This is a genomic window from Acutalibacter sp. LFL-21, from assembly GCF_025630755.1.
Taxonomy (GTDB): domain Bacteria; phylum Bacillota; class Clostridia; order Oscillospirales; family Acutalibacteraceae; genus Acutalibacter; species Acutalibacter stercoravium.
The window spans coordinates 53088-70976 of the sequence record NZ_JAOTNT010000001.1 but is presented as its reverse complement, the minus strand read 5'-3'; the positions used below and the strand labels follow the sequence as shown (position 1 = coordinate 70976).

The following is a 17889-nucleotide window of genomic DNA, read 5'->3' as shown; positions in this document are numbered from 1 at the left end:
GAAACAATATAAAAGGGGACCCCTTTCTGGTTTTTATCCTACCAGAAAGGGATCCCCTGTTTTTTAAGATCTGCCTAGGGTTTTCCTAAGATTTTATAAAGATTTTTTCGTGGGCAGCTCCACGGTAAAGGTGGTCACTCCTTGTTCACTGTGGGCGGAGATGCTCCCCCCGTGGAGGGTGACGATCTCCTTGGCAATGGCCAGCCCCAGGCCCGCGCCGCCGGTGGCGGTGGAGCGGGCCTCGTCCAGGCGGAAGAACTTCTCAAAGAGGGCGTCCAGCTGGTGGGCGGGAATGGTCTTTCCCTGATTTTGCACGAAAAACCGCGCCTGTTCATCTGCCTGTTCCGCCCACAGGCGAATCGGGGTCCCCGGGGTGCTGTAAGATACGGCGTTCTTCAGCAGGTTGTTGAACACCCGGGCCAACTTCCCGGCATCGCCCTCCACGGTCAGCTCCTGGGGGACATCCAGCTTTATGGTGTTGCCGTGGGCTTGGAGCAGGGGATAGAACTCGTCGGTGAGCTGCACCAGCAGGTAGCTCATGTCCACCGGCTCCTTTTCCAGGGTGAGCTGCTGGAGGTTATACCGGGTGATGTCGAAAAACTCGTTGATGAGCCCCTCCAACCGCTGGGACTTCTCCAGGGCGATGTGGGTGTACTTTTCCCGCTGGGGCTGGGGCATATCCGGCACCTCATCCAGCAGGCTCAGGTAGCCGATGACGGAGGTGAGGGGCGTTTTCAAGTCGTGGGCCAGGTAAGTGATCAGGTCGTTTTTCCGGGCGGTCTCCTGCTGGAGGGCCTGTTCCCGGCGCTGCAGCTTGCTTTTCCACTCCGCCACTTGGGCGGCGATCTCCTGCTGCTGGGGCGGGAAGACCTGGCTGGCGTCCCCATCGGAATCCAGGGCCTGGCGCAGCCGCTCGGCGATGTCTTGGGCGTCCTCCCGCTCTTTCTTCCGGCGGGCCAGCTGCCGGGTGACAAACACCGCCCCGGCCCACAGCAGGCCGTTGACCACCAATATCCCCAGCAGGAAGGGCTTGACCCAGTGCCAGTTGATGTGCTGCACGATGCCGTAAGTCCCGGCCGAGGGGACATATTCCTCCCAGGTGAGCATGAAGGTGCTCTCCACCCAGTCCACAAACACCCCGTTGAACACCGTGTCCAACAGGAAGTACAGTACCAGGCTCACCGCCAGCAGAGACAGGCAGCCCGCGGCCAAAGGCCCGTACTTACGCGTCCATTTCATAGCCGACCCCCCACACGGTTTTGATGTACTTGGGACGCTCGAAGGAGTCCCCCAGTTTTTCCCGAAGATGCCGGATGTGCACAGTGATGGTGTTGTTGTCCTTGGTGTAGTAGTCCTCCCCCCAAACACGGCGGAACAGCTCCTCCGAGGAGACCACCTTCCCCTTGTTTTCGCAGAGGACAGCCAGCAGGGAGAACTCGGTGGGCGTCAGGGACAGGGGCGCGCCGTTGAGGGAGGCCTGATGGGTCTCCACGTCGATGACCAGGCCACCGCAGGTGAGTGGTTCTTTCTGTAAAAATTCCCCATTGTAGCGCTTATACCGCCGCAGCTGGGCTTTCACCCGGGCCACCAGCTCCAGGGGAAGGAAAGGCTTGGTGACGTAGTCGTCCGCCCCCAGGGACAGGCCGTTGATCTTGTCCAGCTCCTCCCCTTTGGCGGTGAGCATAATCACCGGGTACTGGTACCTCTCCCGGATGCGCCTACACAGCTCAAAGCCGCTGATTTCCGGCAGCATCACGTCTAAAATGGCCAAATCCACCGGTCCGGCCTGGATCTGCTCCAGGGCCTCCTGCCCGTTGTAGCAAACCAGTGTCTCATAGCCCTCGTTTTTCAGATACAGGGTCACCAGGTCAGCGATCTCCCGCTCATCGTCCACCACCAAAATCTTCTCCGCCATGTCATCCCCTCCTTTGCTGCTCTCAGTATAGCACACTTCCCAGTGGATTTCTTTAAGAAAATCCTAAGAACAGAAAGAGCGGGTCTCACACCCCCATCCTCCCCTGCATCTGAGCGCTCACCTCCCGCTTCTTCTCGTCAAAAGCATGGGTGTAAATATCCAGCGTGGTGGACACCTGGGAGTGCCCCAGCAGCCCGGAAACCGTAGCCACATCGGCTCCGCCAGAGATCATCAGGCTGGCTGCCGTGTGCCGCAGGCTGTGGACGTTCAAGTCCTGGGGCAGGTTGTGTTTCTTCAAAATCAATTTGAACCGCCAGGTGAAAGTGCTGGGTGTCATGGGCAAATCGGCCCCATGGCGGCGGAAGATATAATCCTCCGAGGTCAGTTCTCTGCCCTCATGGAGTTCTAACTCCCTTTCACAGAAGGCTCGGTATTCTTTCAAGAGACTGGACATCTCCAGGGAGAAATACACGTACCGCTCCCCGGCGGCAGTTTTAGGCTCTTTTACGATGATATCTTCCCCCGTGACCTTCACCACGTTGCGGCAGATGTGGATGGACTTCTCGAAAAAGTCCACGTCCTTCCATTTGAGACCGCAGCACTCCCCTCGCCGCATCCCCGTGGCGATGATGAGTTTGAAATAAGTTTCGTACTTAATGCTCTCCTTCTCCAGCGCGGCGATTAGCCGCTTGGTGGTTTCCTCGTCCGCCACATTGCGCTTCTGTTTCTTCTTGCCAGCGTACTTGTAGGTGCGCCAGGCCGGATTCTGCGACAAAAAACCGCCCTCCATGGCATCGGAGAGGATCCCACACAGACAGGCGTGGACTCCCTCAACGGTGCTCTCGGAGAGCGGTTTTCCCGTCACAGAGTTCTTTTGCTTCCGCAAGGTTGCGTAGAGATTGCGGAAGTGTTCGGGTTTTAGGTCGGTGAGCTTGTAGCTGCCCAGGGCCGGCAGGAACCGGTCGATGTCCTGCTTGTCCCTGGCCAAAGTGGATTTTGCCAGCTTGCCGGGGGCGATGTGGGCCAGCCAATATGCGGTGTACTCCGCCAGAGTGATGGACTTGTCCACAGGCAACGGCTGGTTTTTGCACTGCCGTTCGAAGAGGGCGGCTTCCTCTTCCAGCCACTTTTCCTTGGCTTTGGGAGTCAGGCCCTCGGGTGGGTGGACGGTCTTTTGCTGGGGCTTGTGGCGGTGGCCCTCTGGGTCGTAGCCCATGGACACCACCAGAAGGTAGCTGTTTCCCCGTTTGCGGATGCTTGCCATGATAAAGAACCTCTTTCCTGTTGGGATTGCTCCTGTGGAGGCAACCACACACTACCCCACGTGCGGCCGGAAGTCTAGTGGCTTTTTCACTTTCTACCCTTTGGACAAAAGGGGCAGCATATCCTGCCCGCAAGCCCCAGCGATGTACCTGGTTTTCAGAACCGGAACAGGGCTTCCTCCAGCTTTTCGGCGGCCTCCTGCTTCAATTTCATCTGGGGATGGCAGTAGGTCCTCTCCAAGAAAGAGGTGTCCCCGTAGCCTGCCAGCTCCGCAACGGTCTGTTTGTCCACCCCTTCATGCAGCATGGCGGAGACAAAGTAATGGCGCAGGGTATGCAGATGAAAAGAAGAGGGGAAGCCCAGTTCCCGGAAAATCTTTCGCAGGCGCTTGGTAAAGGTGTCCGGGTGAACCGGCTCCCCCTGGGCATTGGCGAACAGGTAGGGGCTTACTTTCCGGTGGTTCTCCCTGGCCATGCGCTTCTGAAAGTCGTACAGGCTCCACAGTGTACTGACCACGTAGTAGGAGATGGTCATGGAACGGCTGCGGCCATTCTTAGTAGGCCCCTCCACCACGCCTTTCCCCGGCACCACGCTGCGGGAGCGGGACACCACCAGATTCCAGGTGTAATGGTCCACAAAAGAGAAGTCGCTCCACCGCAAGGCGCACAACTCTCCCCGGCGGCAGCCAGTGTATATGGCCAGGACGTAGAAAGCGTGGTAGAGGATGTGCTCTTCGGACAAAGCGTTGAGGAAGTACTGTGCCTGATCATCCGTGGGGATAAACTGCTGCCGGTGTTCCGTGTCCGGCAGATCAATCATCCGGGCGGGGTTGCGCTGGATGATTTCATTTCGCTTGGCATCGCTGAGGACGGCGGAGACCACGGTCAGGTATTTCTGCACCGTGGCTTCCCGGATGGGCTTGCCCTGGTGGGTTCTCTTTCTCAACTCGATCATCATGTTTTCCAGGGCCATGGGCCTCAGCTCTCCCAGCTTGATGGCTCCGATGTAGGGGTACACCCTCTCCAGCATCCGGCGGTAGCTGGCCAGAGTGCCGGGGGCGTATTTGACCTGACGCTCCAACCACCGGGTGGCATAAGTTTCAAAGGTGGTGTCCCTGTCCTCGGCGAAACCGGATTTCACCAGGCGTTCCAACTCCTCGGCTTCGTGAGCAACGTACTGAGGGATGCCCCTGAGCTTCACCGAATCCGGGACGGTAATGGTCTTGGCCTTGCAGATTTTCTTTCCGTTAGGACGGTAGCCGTTGCTAATGGTGATCTTGAATTTGCGATCAGTAAGTTGTTTGATGCTTGCCAAATCGTTTCTCCTTTCTAAAATCTTTAGCGCGATGTTTTGCGGTTTTGCGTAAGCAAAATGGAGGTTTTTCAAACCTCCAAGCAAAACTCGGGGAGATGGCGTTAGCCATCTCTTTGCCAACTCAGCGCTTTGTCAAAGGAAAGCAAGCCGTTGGTCTTGCGGATTTCCTCGATGCACTGCCCTCGCAGTCGTGTTACATCCTGCGGGTCTACGTCACAGACAGCGGCGAGGATGTTCTCCGAAACTGCCTGCTCCACCGCCATCTTGAAGAGCAGCCGCCCCATGCGGTTGGAGCTCTCGTCCACGATGCCTTTCACAGTAGAGGGGATAACATCAGCTAGGTAATCCTGGGCATGGTTGCAAGTGAGGTAGCCGATGTAAAACTGTAAAGCTTTCTCCATGAACTCACTGCGGCTGGCGCAGTTGTCCTTTTGGTACAGGGAATCCACCTCTTCCAGCAGGGAGGGACGAATCCATAGGGCGAATTTCCGTTTTAAGTCTTTTTCTGCCATATTTCTCTTCATCCTTTCGTTGACCCCGACGGTGACACCCGGGAAAATGGCTTGCCACCGGGAAATTTTGCTTTTCTGACCCCGGTCGTGACCCCAAGGCCCCAAAACCGACCCCGGAAAACGGGGAAATTGACGCCTGTGAAAAATCCCTCAACGACCGGCTCTGCCGGACGAAGTGACCCGGCACGGGACGCCTCCAGCGACCCCGGGCCTTTCACCTGCTGTTTTTTCACACCTCTCTCCACTGCTGGTTTTTGAGGAAACCGTGTGCCCGGTGGGAAGTCAAAAGCTGGCATATTCGCCGTCTACGCTGGCGGTTGTTTTCCGGGCTGGGCTGTTTTCTTTCTTTTCTGCTAAACTGGGCTCTGTGTGGCCCAAATCGCCCCTGACCGGGCTGGGACGGGTCCGTTCCCCACCTGGGGTGGAAACTCTCCACACAGGCCCTCCCGAGGCGGAGAAACCCTCGGGTACTTCGTACCCGAGGGTTTCTCCCGGAACAAGCCATGGCTTGTTCTGCCACAAGGGGTCTCCTGGGGCCAAACTGGGGCCTTGGGTGATTTTGTGGGACGGCTGGCTGTGGGTGGTTTCCCCAAGTGCCGGGAGGAACGCAGGCCGCAGCAGGGAGGGTCGCAACCGCTCCTAAGTTTTCCGCGTCACTTGCGTCACTGGTGGTAAAGGAAGTTCTGTTTTTTGCGAAGGGGGGACCGTATCCCTTCCGCAAATTCAAGACCGCAAGGCCGCAACGTGTTTGAAAGTGAGGTGTTAAAAAACACAGCATCTATGGGGTTGTATTTGATAATCACACAAGATATGGAACTGCGCATGGGGAACGATTACGGTCTTGCGGTCTTGGTTAGTGGAGCGACCAGGCCCAGCAGTTTCTTAATTTTCTGGCGGTCACGTCAGGCATATTTAGCTTGGCCATCTCCACGGTGCGCCGGGAAATGCCAGCGTCTTTCGCTATCTGGTAGATCTCATTAGCCAGCACAGGCTGTCCACCAGCCAGCTGTTCCCGGATCAAGTCCTCGGCCAGAGCGACCTTATTTCCACGGGTGGCTCCGCTCAACAGCTCGTCCGCTGTGAGGTTCTCATACCCCTCCTGCCAGTGGAGGGTGCCGTTCTCCAGGGAGAAGGCTCGGGAGTTTCCCTCTGGGGCCAGGGAGGATTTGTCGTGCACCATCACCCGGATGTCCCGGTTATTCTTGAGCCTGCCCACCAACAGAACGCTTCGGGCCGCCGCTCGGAAGTCCATGGAGCCCAGGCCACGCTGGGAACTGTTGGCGGTCTGAGATTTGTTCAGGTGGCCTACCAGGACGATGGCGCAGCCGGTTTGGTTGGCAACCTTGGTCAGGCCTTTCATCACCGTGCGCACTTCGTTGGCGCGGTTCATGTCCACCTTCTCCCCCAGGTACGCCTGCATAGGGTCCAGGATCATCAGTTGGGCGTGGGTTTTCCCAATGGCTTCCCCGATGCGCTCATCCAGCATGGAGAGGGGGAAATCCGTTTCGTCAATGGTGTAGATGTGGTGCAAGTCCGCCTTGGATTCCAGCAGCCGTGGCTTGATGGTGTCCCCCAAACCGTCCTCGGCAGTCTGGTAGAGGACGGTAAGGGGTTCCACGGTTTCTCCATCGGAGAGGGCCTGGCCCCGGCTGCAGGCCGCCGCGATCCACAGGGCCAGAGTGGTCTTGCCCTCGGCTGGATCGCCGTGAATGATGGACAGTTTCCCCAGAGGGATGTAGGGATACCAGAGCCAGCGCACCGGCTCCACCACAACGTCCTCCAGGGAGATGAGCTTTAGTTCAGGCTGATTCTTTGGCAAATAACTTCGCGCTCCTTTCATCGCTCCCAGGGAAAAGGTGGGAGCAGTACTCAAGTTACGAAAAGACACGGTGCCGTTCGTTTGCAATGGCAGAGGAAAAACCGATGGGCAATCGTGGGGGGAATTGCTGCCTCTCCGTGCCTTTTCACTTCTCCGAGGGATACAAAAACTCCCACCTCTTTTGCAAAAGGTGGGAGTAGTATCCTAATAGCATAAGAATGTTATAGAGAAATCATTTCCAACACCTCGCAAATTTACCGGACAGGAAATTTTATTTCTGTCCCAAAATGTGATTTCCATTGTAGAGAGAAGTCCAAAAGAAAACAAGGGGGGCCCCTGTCACCATGACAGGGGGGTACCCCTATATGCGGACGTGAAACGGAAATGATTCTTCTGTATCTTGTGGTTTTTGAAGAAAAAATAGGCTCTAAAGTTAAATTCCTGACGCACAAATGGATGGAAAGAAAGCCATCGTCTTTCAGCAATTTTGACGGTATCAATTCGTGCTCAGTGATGAGGAATCTCCCCGCAAAAAAGTAAGATGACTAGAATCAGACAGAAAAAGAAAAAATCCCTGCTCTGAAGGAGTAGGGAAAACTGGAGGGGGAGTGTCCATCAGTTTGCCAACTCAAGTTGGCAACTAGTTGGCAAACCTGGCTTAATAGTTGGCAAACTTTGATATTTGTTGTCATACTATGCGGGTTAGTTGGCAAACCGTTGACAAATCCACAACGCTACAAGCAAACAGTTTCTCTTGATGCTAATGTTAAAATTGAAATTTTGAAAATATTTTTTAAAAAACATGTTTTAAGATTGCATATTTGCGTTTTTAAGAGTATCCTATATATGAGAGGGAGTGAGATACCCATGTTACTGCAATTCAAAGTGAAAAACTTTCAGTCTATTAAGGACGAGGCAATCTTGAGTATGGTTCCTTCTGCGGACCGCTCTCATCCGGAAAATCTGGCTCAGGAGGGAAACCGAGAGGCCATTAAGACAGCGGCTATTTACGGCGCAAACGCCGCAGGAAAAAGTGCGGTGATCCGTGCCTTTGTAGCGGCCATTATGGCTGTGCGCACCTCGGACACCCGGAACATCACCCAAAAGATTCCCGGGATGGTGCCCTTTAAGTTTGACGAGGAGACGGCGAAAGCTCCCTGTTCCTTTGAGTTTTTCTTTGTGGCAAACGATGGGATTCCCTACCGCTATGGGTTTACAGCCGATTCCGACCGTGTGCAGGAGGAGTACCTGTATTTTTATACCAGCGCTCGTCCTTCCCGTGTTTTCGAAAGAACCGGCGACGACTTTGACTTTAACCAGGCAAGTAAAAGCACATTTTCAGAGTATGAAGGGAAAAATACATCCAATAAATTTTTCCTTGCCACAGCCACCAACTGGGGAAATGCCAAAACGGCTCCGGCGTATCAGTGGTTGGCGAATGCTATTGATGTTTACAATCCCGAGTTAGCTATCCAGCCCACTGCGCTGCAAGCTTTTGAGCAGGATGAGCAGGGAGAGTTGAAACAGTTCACTCTTTCCCTGCTTCGGCAGGCAGATATCAACATTGACGATATCCAAGTGGACATCACCCCTTTAGGTAATCCGACAAAAGAGATTGTCTTTACAGATCAAGCGGGAAATCCTGTTCCACAAGGGCAAGTAAAAGCAGTTCGCATTCATGCGGGACATCATGTGCAATCCGAAAGTGGCAAGGAGGCACAATTCTTTCTAGACCTCAATGAGGAATCCCTGGGAACCAAGCAGCTTTTTTGGTTTTCTCCCATTCTGAAAGAGGTCTTTGGGAAAGGAAAAACCATGGTCATCGATGAACTGGACCGAAGTCTACACCCATTTTTGGTACAATTTCTGGTAGAGCTATTCCACACGCCGGAAATTAACCAAACCAATGCACAGTTAATTTTTACCACCCACGACACCACGCTTCTCTCTCTTGATACGTTCCGCCGGGATCAGATTTATTTTGTGGAGAAAGACCCTCATACTGCAGCCACGGAACTCTACTCTTTAGATGAATTCTCCGTGCGAAAAAACGAGAACATCGAGAAAGGGTACTTGCTTGGCCGGTATGGAGCCATTCCCTATCTGCGTCCGGAAGGAGGGCTCTGAGATGGCCAAAGGAAGTGGGCGGCATTTTCGGGATAAGAGCCGCGGGAAACCGCAGAGAAAGAGAAAACCGGTGGTGCTTCTCATTGCAGAAGGCCAGAATAAGACCGAAAAACTGTACTTCCAGCATTTCAGCACTCCTGAAAGCAAATATGCGGTGAAGGTAGTGTCCAGAGGGGAAACCGACCCCCAGGGGATGCTGGAGACCTTGAAACGCGAGTGCTTGAAAGACGACGTTTCTGCTGGGGACGATATCGCCGGCATCATCTTGGATCTTGACTGCAATGAAAGTAGAACTAAGCAGGTATATGATCTCTTGCAAGTTGAGAAAAACTGCCAATACAAGGTATTTGCTTCCAACCCCTGCTTTGAAGTTTGGTTTGTGGCCCATTTTCATGAGTTACGTGGAACATACTCGGGGTCTGGCCAGGTGCTGGAGGATTTGAAACGCCAACTCCCCGACTATGACAAGGGACGGGATTGCTATCAGAAACTGAAAGATCACACGCAGGAAGCCATTGAGAGATGCAGGGCGAAAGAGAGGCAGTACAAAGATTTTAACTGGCCCTCTGCGGATTGCAACCCTCGTACCGATGTGGCAGAGCTTGTTGAACTACTCGTCAAGTAACTATCTGGTTCAAAATACTAACCCGATTCAGTAACGCAAGAACACAGAATAGAACGCAGAATTTTGTGAACTGGAACTAATCCCTGCCTTTGCTGAGGGGAATAACCGTGTGGGCCGCTTGTGGCATACGCTGCTACTGCCTAAATGGAATCCGGCGGTTGCCTGGTTCCCCATAAAGTCCATTATCCATGACCGCCAGCAGGAGTATTATGATGCCATCAGTGTCTCTAATGCTGCCGGAGAGTCCACAGTATTTACCGAATTCATGATTTCATCCATCAAGACATCGCTCATAGAGGCCATCAATATGAGTGATGAAATGAGCGATGGAACGATGGACGAGGCAGTACTCCGCTGGAAGAAACTTGAGGAGTATCCCAAAACCCGCGACTAAATTATGAATTCCGATGTGCGGGAACTGCGTGGGGTATTCACTGCTACAGCAAACAGGATTCTTGCGGCGTTGGTTACAAAATACAAATTTGATAAATATCGAAAGAGCGATTATTGGGCATAAAGATTAACTTAGAAAGAAGCAAAGTTGAAGAAAACTCGTAGGGTAATTTACGTCAATCTATAAAGCGGTGAAATCATTCACAGGAGGGAAAATATGGGTAGAAATATAGCTAACACGGAACTTTTTGAACAATTATTGAAACTCGAAAGAGCCAAAACAGATATTACCCCCATTTCTTCAGTAATCGCACAGCATTTACAAAACACCTCTGAATTTTTACTGGGCGAAATTGGTACCTATATGCCAAACTATACACTTCATAATATTGATCATGTAGTAAATGTTTTGGATATTATTAATGATATTGTCCCTGATAAGGTTAAATTAAACCGCTCGGAGCTTACCTTGCTAATCTATGCTGTAGCTTTGCACGATATGGGTATGCTCATTAACCGTGATGATGCGGAGCAACTAAAGGGAACAGAAGAGTATCGCCATCTTCTCGCTGAATTTGATAAGGATACTCCTGAGGGTGATATCCTCTCCGAGTTAATTCGGCGAACACATGTTGACCGCAGCTGTGAGTACATTGATAAGTTCAAAGCAAATTTGCATTTGTATCATCTCGATTTCGAAATTGATGGTATAGATTTTTGTAAGCATTTAAAGAATATTATTCTTGCACATGCCCTCCCTGTTTCAAAATTAACAGATGATAAATATCCTACTAATGCGCTCATCGGTAAAGAACGAGTAAATGTTAAATTTCTGGCTTTGCTTCTTCGTATGGGTGACATCTTGGATTTTGACAAATCTCGTACCCCGTTGTTTTTATTGGAACATAGAAAAGTTAGAAATACTAAAAGTGTATCTGAGTGGGAAAAGCATTTAAGCATAAATGGTCGTAGCGTTTCAAGTACTCAGATAGAATTCCAGGCAGAGTGCCATTCTGCGGAAATACATCGCTGCGTATTAGATTTTCTGTCATACATTGAATATGAAAGAAAAGAGACCATGGAATGTATCCGAAAGATGGGTACTTCAGATCATTATTTAGAATTAAATGACCCTATACTCTTTCAAGTAGATAGTGACGGTAGCTATATTTACGAAGATTTGGATATTTCCTTTGACTATAGAAAAGTCCTATCCATCTTAATGGGTACTGAATTATACAGCTCTGCCGAGGTGTTTTTACGGGAGCTATTACAAAATGCCTACGATGCAAGTTTTGTACGCAAAGAACTTTCAGTTAAATCTGGTGACATAACATATCTTCCCTGTGTCAAAGTTCATTATGATTCAAAAAATAAGATTTTGAGTGTCGAAGATAACGGTATAGGCATGGATATGTCCTCTATAAAAAACTATGTTACTAAGATTGGTAGTAGTTATTATAAGAGCAAAGAATTCCAGAGTGAGTTAATTGACTACACTCCTATAAGCAACTTTGGAATTGGAATACTTTCTTGCTTTATGGTATCCAATTCAATTAATATTGATTCCCTGCGTTATTCCACAAATCTTGCAGCAAGAGAACCTATAAATATTACGTTGAATTTGGATAATTCTTTTGTTGAACGACGTCCTACCTCCAGAACTACCACTGGTACTAAAATTTCATTATATATCCATGATAAATTTGCAAAAGAACTTTCCATAGAAAAGATACAGAAAATTATTGAAGACAATACCGCTTACCAAAGCATTCCTATTCAGTTGTCTGTTGATGATAATCAAATTACTTTAGAGAAAACCTGTATTACCGTTCCTGAAATAAAGGATCATCCTGGAATTGATGTTATTCATGTAGATAATGATATCATAGAGGGATACCTGATTCTATATGGTGGGGAGCATCAGTCACTTGTTAAATCACATAAAATATGCCAACAAGGTTTTAGGATTAACGGAAAAGGTGGAAACACATTCGGATTAAAGCCTGAATTTTTAAGATTTATGGGATTTAATATCAATATCAAAGACAGGTTGCTCTCGACCAAAGCTTCCAGAGAGGGTGTAATCACAAACGCAGCCTTTGATAAATTGCAAGCGTTAATAAGTGATATCATATTGGAAAATTATAAAGACAAAGCGTCTTCTCTTATTAGATATATTGTGGACGGCACACACAATATAATTTCTCATCATCAACAAGAATTTGACTTCTTATCGAAAAACATTAATTATATGGTTTTTGATGTTAAACAGAGAAAGATCATTGAAAGTTGTCCCTTGTTCTCTAAACTCAGGGAACAGACTAAAGTTTGTAAAGTTGCGTTCTTAAGTCCATACTTATGCGAAACAAATCGACAGCAATACTTGCAGGAAATTATTCTTTATTGTGATTTTGTTGTATTTGCTACACTTAATATGCATCTATTTATGCAGCTTGCAAATCCCTATTGTATAAAAAGTTTTGAAGTGATAACAGATGTACCCGGATTGATTTATCACCTAATTGAATATGATTTTTCAAGGAATATCTGCTTATCTGACTACTCTGACAAATATAGTTATACAGATATTAATCAATATTCACAATTAGTGTACACGAAACAAGTATTTTGTTATATCACCAATAATCAATATAATTTCCTACACTTAAGCTTTAATAAACTTCATCCATGGGGAAAGCTTTTCATCGATCATCGTGATGACTTGTGCGTAAAAAAGGCTTCTATTGTATTAAAAGAAAATATAGAAAGTGCTATGCTTACAGCCTCATGTTCGCCCCTTAAAAAAATTATCGAATATTCCGGTGAATACTCAAGATTGCACAGTAACACTTGTGACCATTCAAAGAAAACCATCGGAATTTTTGATTTCCAAATTATTGACTCCATAAATACCTATTTATTCAAAACAATCGATCACACACTACTCCAAGAATATGGATTGTTGGACAAACCATTAACAACTGACGATTTTATTTCTTGGTGGTTCAATAAGGAGGATTGCCCACAAATAAGATGAGTGGCTGCTTAACCAAATAATAGAAAATTGATATCTGGGGAGCCTTTCCGCTTTCCTGGCTTCGTTTACATTAGCGGCGCTGTAATACCGGTCCCCAAGAGATACTGGATGCTTTCATGCGGGAGTGCGTCGAGGACAATTTTTCGGACACAGAAGATATCGCTGGTGCGGGGGAGTGATAGGTAAACCACTGACTAAATAAGTTTCTACGTTGATTGTTTTTTCTTCCCGCGTTCTGACTACTGTTTGACTACTATTTTCCAAAAACCAGAAAAACCGCGGGAGCCCAGGCGTATCAAGGGCTTCCACGGTTTTTGCAAATAGCTGCTAATTTTGTGCGATGTACCTGAAACCCGCATGAAACCTGGGTTTCTTCTTTGACGGCCTGAGTTCTCCGACTCTGTAGGCCGCTGGTTCAAATCCAGTCGGGCGCACCAAAACCTCCAAGGGAATCATTCCTTTGGAGGTTTTCTTATGTCTGAAATAACGGCAGAAAAGGCAATATGCACAGGGAAACGAATTAAGTTTTGAACATTAAGGGGATTTTCTGTAGTGGCCAAATTTAACAATCTCTCTCAAATAGCTGTTACCGTTCCCGCAAGGCGTCTCTTGCCTCCATCAGGGCGAAGCCCAGCAGGTTTTTCCCCTTCCAGTTGGCGGGGTCCTGGGCCAGGGGGTTGTTCTTTCCCATGCCGATGCCCCAAATTCTGTCCCGGGGTGCCGCCTCCGCCAGGATGGTATCCCCAGTGGCCAGCAGGAACGCTTTCATTTCCGGGTTCTGGGAAAATTTGGCGATGTTGCCCGCCACCACAATGTCCCCGCAGCGGGCGTCCCACACCTCTTTCTCAAAATTTCTCACCTTGCGCCCCAGACGCTTGCTGGCCATAGGGTCCCGCTCCCGGAGGATCTGCTGCCGGATCTCCTCGTCCCCAAACAACTTGGCTTTCTCCGCCATCATGTACTGTTCGGCGGTGGTGTAAGTCGCCTCCTCTACCACAAAGGAGCATGGAAACCACTGGCTCAGGCAGGAGGCGTCCACAGTCTCCCCTGTTTGTACATGACCGTAAAAGGCCAACACCTGGACACCCTGCTTTGCGGCCTCCACGGCCCATTCTTTGTTGTATTTCATCGGCCTTTCCTCCTTTTCTTCTGGATCTATTCTATCAAACGGGATGGGACGATTTCGACCCACCCTTTCTGCTACAATCTCCTTGCAAAGAAGGGAGATACCCGTGCGAGACAGAGGCTGGCGGCGGTTCACTGCCTGGAAAAAGGACAAGAGGATGCGGCAAATCATCCAGCGGGAACGGTATTTCGCCTCCAGCTCCCGGACGATCCAGGAACGGAAGAAAAGCCATGTTTGCCATACCTACATCAAAGGCTGCTATCGGGAACAGCTGCGGCGAACACTGAAACGCCAGTCCCGGAAGAAACTCCGCCACACCAAAGACCTGCCACTGCGGGGCAACGGCTTCCATAAGTGTTTCGATTACTGGTGGATCACAGCGGCTTGCTTATCGCCGTGGAAAGCCCCGTCTTTGGAGGAACAGCCCGCACGGTCCAAATGGCCCGGGCAAAGGGCATCCCTATCTTGCGGATTCACTCCTCTTCCTCATAAGGGAAGGGGAGATTTTCTTGCTCATAATAGTCGCAACCGCCCTCATAGTCGTTTTTCCGATATTCCTCAGCGAGCTCAGCAAATACTTTCTCAAAAGTCTCCGGCGTAACGTGGAGCTGCTGGTGAATATAGGGCTCCAATACCAAGCCGCCCCCACAGAAGTCCCGGCTGGGGCAAGGACGCAGAGGGTTTTCCAGCCCATGCAGCAGGGCATCCACGAATTTCCCGCAGACATCAACTTCCCAGGGCGGGGTATGCGCGGGGTACTGATTGTTCCCGCTAAGCTTTCCCAAATAAGCCACCAGGGGTACCACCTTATGGGGCACGCCGTAGCAATCCACCGCATCCCTCAAATAGCTCCAGGTGTCCAGAAAAAGGGACTTGAAATCTTCCGTTTGGAATCCAGCATCATAGATGCTGTCCAACAAGTCCTCCCATCGGCCTTTTAGGCTCTCCAATTGCTCCGTGTCCAGGGTGCGCGCGGCTCTTCCCTCATTGCTGAACGTGCGCTGGAGGGCCTCCAACATCTCATCCTCTTCCACAAAAAACGGGTCATGCCCTGGCCGGTGGATGGCCAAGGGTAAGAGGGAAATAATCTGCCCAAAGCGCAGGTCAGGACCGTGGGTTTCCCATAACTGCGCCAGCTGGTCGCAAAAAGGCTTGATGCGGGCTTTATCACGGTGTTTTGCCATAGGCTGCGTCTCCTTTCCATGGTATACGGTTCATTGGTTTTCCAGACGGATGGAAGAAAAAGCCTTTTCTGCCAGTGCTCTCCTCGTCCCACACCACCGTCACGGTTTCCATTTCTTCCTTGTGGGTTCCCAGAAACCGCCAGATAGCCGGTTCCCAGTCAAAGGCAGGATTGGAGACGCGAAAATACATATCCCGGCAGCCCGGTGTGGTGTTGTACAGCCCGCCCAGGCGGCAGCGGAGAAATTCCTGGTTGAGCTTCTCTGTCACCTGACGGTTCAATCGTTCCAGGGAAGACGGCTCCGCCATCGGCAGCTGGGAAGCCATTTTCCCCACAAAGTCTAGGGTGAGAAAGATGTAGGGCTTCTCCTGGATAGCTTGCCGCAGGTTATCCACCACATCTCCTTGGGGGTGGAGGGATTTCCCGTAGGCAGCCACCAGTTTTAGAACCAGCTGCTGCGTAGTGGGAATGCTTGTGTGCTTGTACAGCCACTCCCCGGCATAGAGGGTTTCCTCCACACATTCCAAGCTGCCGTACAAATGCTGGATCACCGGGAATGCTTCACCGTCCTGGCGCAGCATCCAGGCGGTAGGGGATTTAATCATGGGCACGCATTCTCTCCTCCTGTTCCAGGGCTTGGAGCGTCAGCCGGAAAATGTACAGGTTGGGGTAGTATCGGTCGTCCCGGAAAATCGCCATGCCCCGCTTTTCAAAGTGTTCCAGCAGAGCCGCCGCTACCGCTGCGCTGCGGGAGGAGCCATAGCAACACTGGCAGAGGAAAAGGCAGTCTAGGTGGTCGTAGACGAACCTGGCCACCTGCCCCGCTTGCTCCCGTGAAAACAGTCGGAATATGTCTTGCGGGTCGCTAAGGTTTACGAGGGCAGGGGTGATGTCGTTGCACAGCAGGCGCAGGGTGTGCTCTGGCTGCCGCGGCAGCGTGAACGGCTCGCTCCCCCAGTCTCCCAGGCTGATGAGAGCTGTTCTCGGGTCAAATCCTTTTGCCGCTTTGCGCCGCAAGTCCCATTGGCTGAGAATTTCCACTTTCATACTTATCCCTCCTGCCACCATTGTAACAGGAGGGATGGGGGGGAAAGGGGGCATTATTTACTGCAATAGAATATGTGTCCGTATGACCATATCTTCGGGGTGTAGCCCAACACCATGGCGCCTCCCGCGCTGGCACTGTATAGGGTTTCTAGCAGGCTGTCATCCACCCTCTCATCACTGTCAAAATCCATGTAGGTGTACCGTTGACTGCAGATCCGGCCGTTTTGGTACAGGGCCGAAAGCAGCAGCTCCACCTGCTTGTCCTGGGCCTCTCCCTCATCGCACACCAGCAGGTAATGGACAGGATGGCCACTGTTCACCAGTTGCACGGGACCTTGGTAGATGCGCTCCAGTTCCGGGTCAAATGCGTCTTGACAAAACAGCTGGGCTGTCTCCTTCTTTTGCTGCCCCAAGGTGGCTCGCTCCGGTAACAGAAATTCTTGAAAATCGTAAATATTGTGCTGAAGTTCCTCCAAATGGAACAGGTTGTACACGTCTCGATCGTCCTCTAAAAACCCCCAGCGTTCAGCGGCCTGCAGCAGAGAGCGGAGCACATCGTAGGTGATCTCCTGAACGGCCAGCTCTTTTACCGGCACTTCCGCTTCCCGGAGGAATTCCCGGCACCGGGCAAGAATGTTGTAGGATTCCAGGCTCACCGCCGCCAAAGTGATTCTTCCGCCCTTGATCTGCGATACGGTGATATAGCACTTGCCCTGCAACTTTTTTGAAAACAAGGTCTGCTTGGACTGAAACTCCTGAGCAGCCCGGCTGCGAGTCCCCCGGTCCTCGGGAAAGGTAAAACCATCTAAGACACCGTCAATCTTGTAAAACCACATAACCCTTCGCTCCTTTCGGTTCTGGCTTTAGGATATCAGTAGGGATGCCCTCTTTTCATCCCATGTCCTCCGCTACACTTTGAAGGATGGCTTTTCTCTCTTGCCGTCTCTGACGGCTGCGCTGGTAGGCGTGGGGATTTCTTCCCTGCCTGGTAACGGGAGACAGGCCTCCCCAGCCCTGCCTTTTTTTCATGTAGAAGGCTTGTTGGGCTTTTTTGCTCTGCTTTTTTAGAGGAACGAACTTTATCAACTTTCCACCCCCTTGCGAAAAGAGTTCCTTTGCAGTATACTAAATTTCCAAATTTATTCTAGGAGGGGAGCTTATGAACACCATTCCCTTTCCCGTGATTGACCTGGCGGCCACTGGACGGAATATCCAGCGGCTGCGGGAAGAGCGGGGCCTCACGGTCCGGGACTTGCAGGCCTATTTTGGTTTTGAGGAACCACAGGCCATCTACAAGTGGCAGAAAGGCAAAAGCCTTCCCACGGTGGACAACCTGTACGCCCTGGCCGCCCTGCTCCAAGTGACAGTAGATGATATCCTGGTGCCGCTAAAACTCCATATTCTTCCCCGCGAGCAGCAGGCCGAGCCCCGCTGCTCGCCTCCTTTTTTCTGGGAACTTGCCGCTTGAGCTTGTGACACTATCATACCAGGCCAGCGTCTGGTTGTCATTGAACTGGTGGTTGAA

General features: G+C 50.8%; 16 protein-coding genes. 5 read left to right on the top strand and 11 right to left on the bottom strand.

All coding sequences use genetic code 11. The features are described 5' to 3' along the window. Positions 1-93: 93 nt before the first annotated feature. The 6 genes from ODJ80_RS00355 to ODJ80_RS00330 all read right to left on the bottom strand — a co-directional run bounded on the left by ODJ80_RS00355 (position 94) and on the right by ODJ80_RS00330 (position 6823). Entirely contained in the window at positions 94-1239 is a 1146-nt protein-coding gene (locus tag ODJ80_RS00355; RefSeq protein ID WP_263040437.1) for a sensor histidine kinase, read from the bottom strand. Beyond that, complete coding sequence (vanR, locus tag ODJ80_RS00350; protein ID WP_263040436.1) at positions 1223-1915, bottom strand: VanR-ABDEGLN family response regulator transcription factor; 693 nt, start codon at positions 1913-1915, stop codon at positions 1223-1225. The genes ODJ80_RS00355 and vanR overlap by 17 nt, the downstream gene beginning before the upstream one ends. Before the next feature lie 85 nt (positions 1916-2000). Then, positions 2001-3179, bottom strand: a complete 1179-nt coding sequence (locus tag ODJ80_RS00345) for a tyrosine-type recombinase/integrase (RefSeq protein ID WP_263040435.1) — start codon at positions 3177-3179, stop codon at positions 2001-2003. Between the two features lie 155 nt (positions 3180-3334). Continuing rightward, on the bottom strand, positions 3335-4492 hold the full coding sequence (locus ODJ80_RS00340) for a tyrosine-type recombinase/integrase (protein WP_263040434.1): 1158 nt from the start codon (positions 4490-4492) through the stop codon (positions 3335-3337). A gap of 101 nt (positions 4493-4593) precedes the next feature. Continuing rightward, complete coding sequence (locus ODJ80_RS00335) at positions 4594-5004, bottom strand: ribbon-helix-helix domain-containing protein (protein ID WP_263040433.1); 411 nt, start codon at positions 5002-5004, stop codon at positions 4594-4596. 853 nt (positions 5005-5857) lie between these two features. Then, positions 5858-6823: an AAA family ATPase gene (locus tag ODJ80_RS00330; protein ID WP_263040432.1), complete on the bottom strand. Its 966-nt coding sequence runs from the start codon at positions 6821-6823 to the stop codon at positions 5858-5860. A gap of 867 nt (positions 6824-7690) precedes the next feature. Between ODJ80_RS00330 and ODJ80_RS00325 the strand changes: the two genes are divergently transcribed. The 4 genes from ODJ80_RS00325 to ODJ80_RS00310 all read left to right on the top strand — a co-directional run bounded on the left by ODJ80_RS00325 (position 7691) and on the right by ODJ80_RS00310 (position 13008). Further along, positions 7691-8950 (top strand): AAA family ATPase, encoded by a 1260-nt coding sequence (locus ODJ80_RS00325; protein ID WP_263040431.1) that lies wholly within the window; start codon positions 7691-7693, stop codon positions 8948-8950. Position 8951: 1 nt separating this feature from the next. After that, positions 8952-9575 carry an RloB family protein gene (locus ODJ80_RS00320; protein WP_263040430.1) on the top strand — a complete coding sequence of 208 codons (624 nt, stop codon included), beginning with the start codon at positions 8952-8954 and terminating at the stop codon, positions 9573-9575. A gap of 109 nt (positions 9576-9684) precedes the next feature. Then, positions 9685-9969, top strand: coding sequence for a hypothetical protein (locus ODJ80_RS00315; protein WP_263040429.1), 285 nt, complete (start codon positions 9685-9687; stop codon positions 9967-9969). 216 nt (positions 9970-10185) lie between these two features. Further along, the gene (locus ODJ80_RS00310; protein ID WP_263040428.1) at positions 10186-13008 is read left to right on the top strand and encodes an HD domain-containing protein; all 2823 of its coding nucleotides are present in this window, start codon (positions 10186-10188) and stop codon (positions 13006-13008) included. Between the two features lie 586 nt (positions 13009-13594). On the opposite strand, the gene ODJ80_RS00305 is transcribed toward ODJ80_RS00310, so the two are convergent. From ODJ80_RS00305 to ODJ80_RS00285, 5 genes are all read right to left on the bottom strand, one after another. Next, on the bottom strand, positions 13595-14137 hold the full coding sequence (locus tag ODJ80_RS00305) for an NADAR family protein (protein ID WP_263040427.1): 543 nt from the start codon (positions 14135-14137) through the stop codon (positions 13595-13597). Between the two features lie 470 nt (positions 14138-14607). Beyond that, complete coding sequence (locus ODJ80_RS00300; protein WP_263040426.1) at positions 14608-15318, bottom strand: hypothetical protein; 711 nt, start codon at positions 15316-15318, stop codon at positions 14608-14610. Beyond that, on the bottom strand, positions 15302-15928 hold the full coding sequence (locus ODJ80_RS00295; protein WP_263040425.1) for a hypothetical protein: 627 nt from the start codon (positions 15926-15928) through the stop codon (positions 15302-15304). The genes ODJ80_RS00300 and ODJ80_RS00295 overlap by 17 nt, the downstream gene beginning before the upstream one ends. Beyond that, positions 15915-16364: a hypothetical protein gene (locus tag ODJ80_RS00290; protein WP_263040424.1), complete on the bottom strand. Its 450-nt coding sequence runs from the start codon at positions 16362-16364 to the stop codon at positions 15915-15917. Before ODJ80_RS00290 ends, ODJ80_RS00295 begins: the two co-directional genes overlap by 14 nt. 53 nt (positions 16365-16417) lie before the next feature. Next, complete coding sequence (locus ODJ80_RS00285; RefSeq protein WP_263040423.1) at positions 16418-17200, bottom strand: hypothetical protein; 783 nt, start codon at positions 17198-17200, stop codon at positions 16418-16420. A gap of 323 nt (positions 17201-17523) precedes the next feature. On the opposite strand from ODJ80_RS00285, the gene ODJ80_RS00280 reads away from it, so the two are divergent. Next, on the top strand, positions 17524-17832 hold the full coding sequence (locus tag ODJ80_RS00280; protein ID WP_263040422.1) for a helix-turn-helix domain-containing protein: 309 nt from the start codon (positions 17524-17526) through the stop codon (positions 17830-17832). The last annotated feature ends 57 nt before the right edge of the window (positions 17833-17889 follow it).

Bases quoted from the DNA above. Each gene is read 5' to 3' on its own strand.
- ODJ80_RS00355 (WP_263040437.1), bottom strand. From the start codon at position 1,239: ATGAAATGGACGCGTAAGTACGGGCCTTTGGCCGCGGGCTGCCTGTCT.
- vanR (WP_263040436.1), bottom strand. From the start codon at position 1,915: ATGGCGGAGAAGATTTTGGTGGTGGACGATGAGCGGGAGATCGCTGAC.
- ODJ80_RS00345 (WP_263040435.1), bottom strand. From the start codon at position 3,179: ATGGCAAGCATCCGCAAACGGGGAAACAGCTACCTTCTGGTGGTGTCC.
- ODJ80_RS00335 (WP_263040433.1), bottom strand. From the start codon at position 5,004: ATGGCAGAAAAAGACTTAAAACGGAAATTCGCCCTATGGATTCGTCCC.
- ODJ80_RS00325 (WP_263040431.1), top strand. From the start codon at position 7,691: ATGTTACTGCAATTCAAAGTGAAAAACTTTCAGTCTATTAAGGACGAG.
- ODJ80_RS00320 (WP_263040430.1), top strand. From the start codon at position 8,952: ATGGCCAAAGGAAGTGGGCGGCATTTTCGGGATAAGAGCCGCGGGAAA.
- ODJ80_RS00310 (WP_263040428.1), top strand. From the start codon at position 10,186: ATGGGTAGAAATATAGCTAACACGGAACTTTTTGAACAATTATTGAAA.
- ODJ80_RS00305 (WP_263040427.1), bottom strand. From the start codon at position 14,137: ATGAAATACAACAAAGAATGGGCCGTGGAGGCCGCAAAGCAGGGTGTC.
- ODJ80_RS00300 (WP_263040426.1), bottom strand. From the start codon at position 15,318: ATGGCAAAACACCGTGATAAAGCCCGCATCAAGCCTTTTTGCGACCAG.
- ODJ80_RS00290 (WP_263040424.1), bottom strand. From the start codon at position 16,364: ATGAAAGTGGAAATTCTCAGCCAATGGGACTTGCGGCGCAAAGCGGCA.
- ODJ80_RS00285 (WP_263040423.1), bottom strand. From the start codon at position 17,200: ATGTGGTTTTACAAGATTGACGGTGTCTTAGATGGTTTTACCTTTCCC.
- ODJ80_RS00280 (WP_263040422.1), top strand. From the start codon at position 17,524: ATGAACACCATTCCCTTTCCCGTGATTGACCTGGCGGCCACTGGACGG.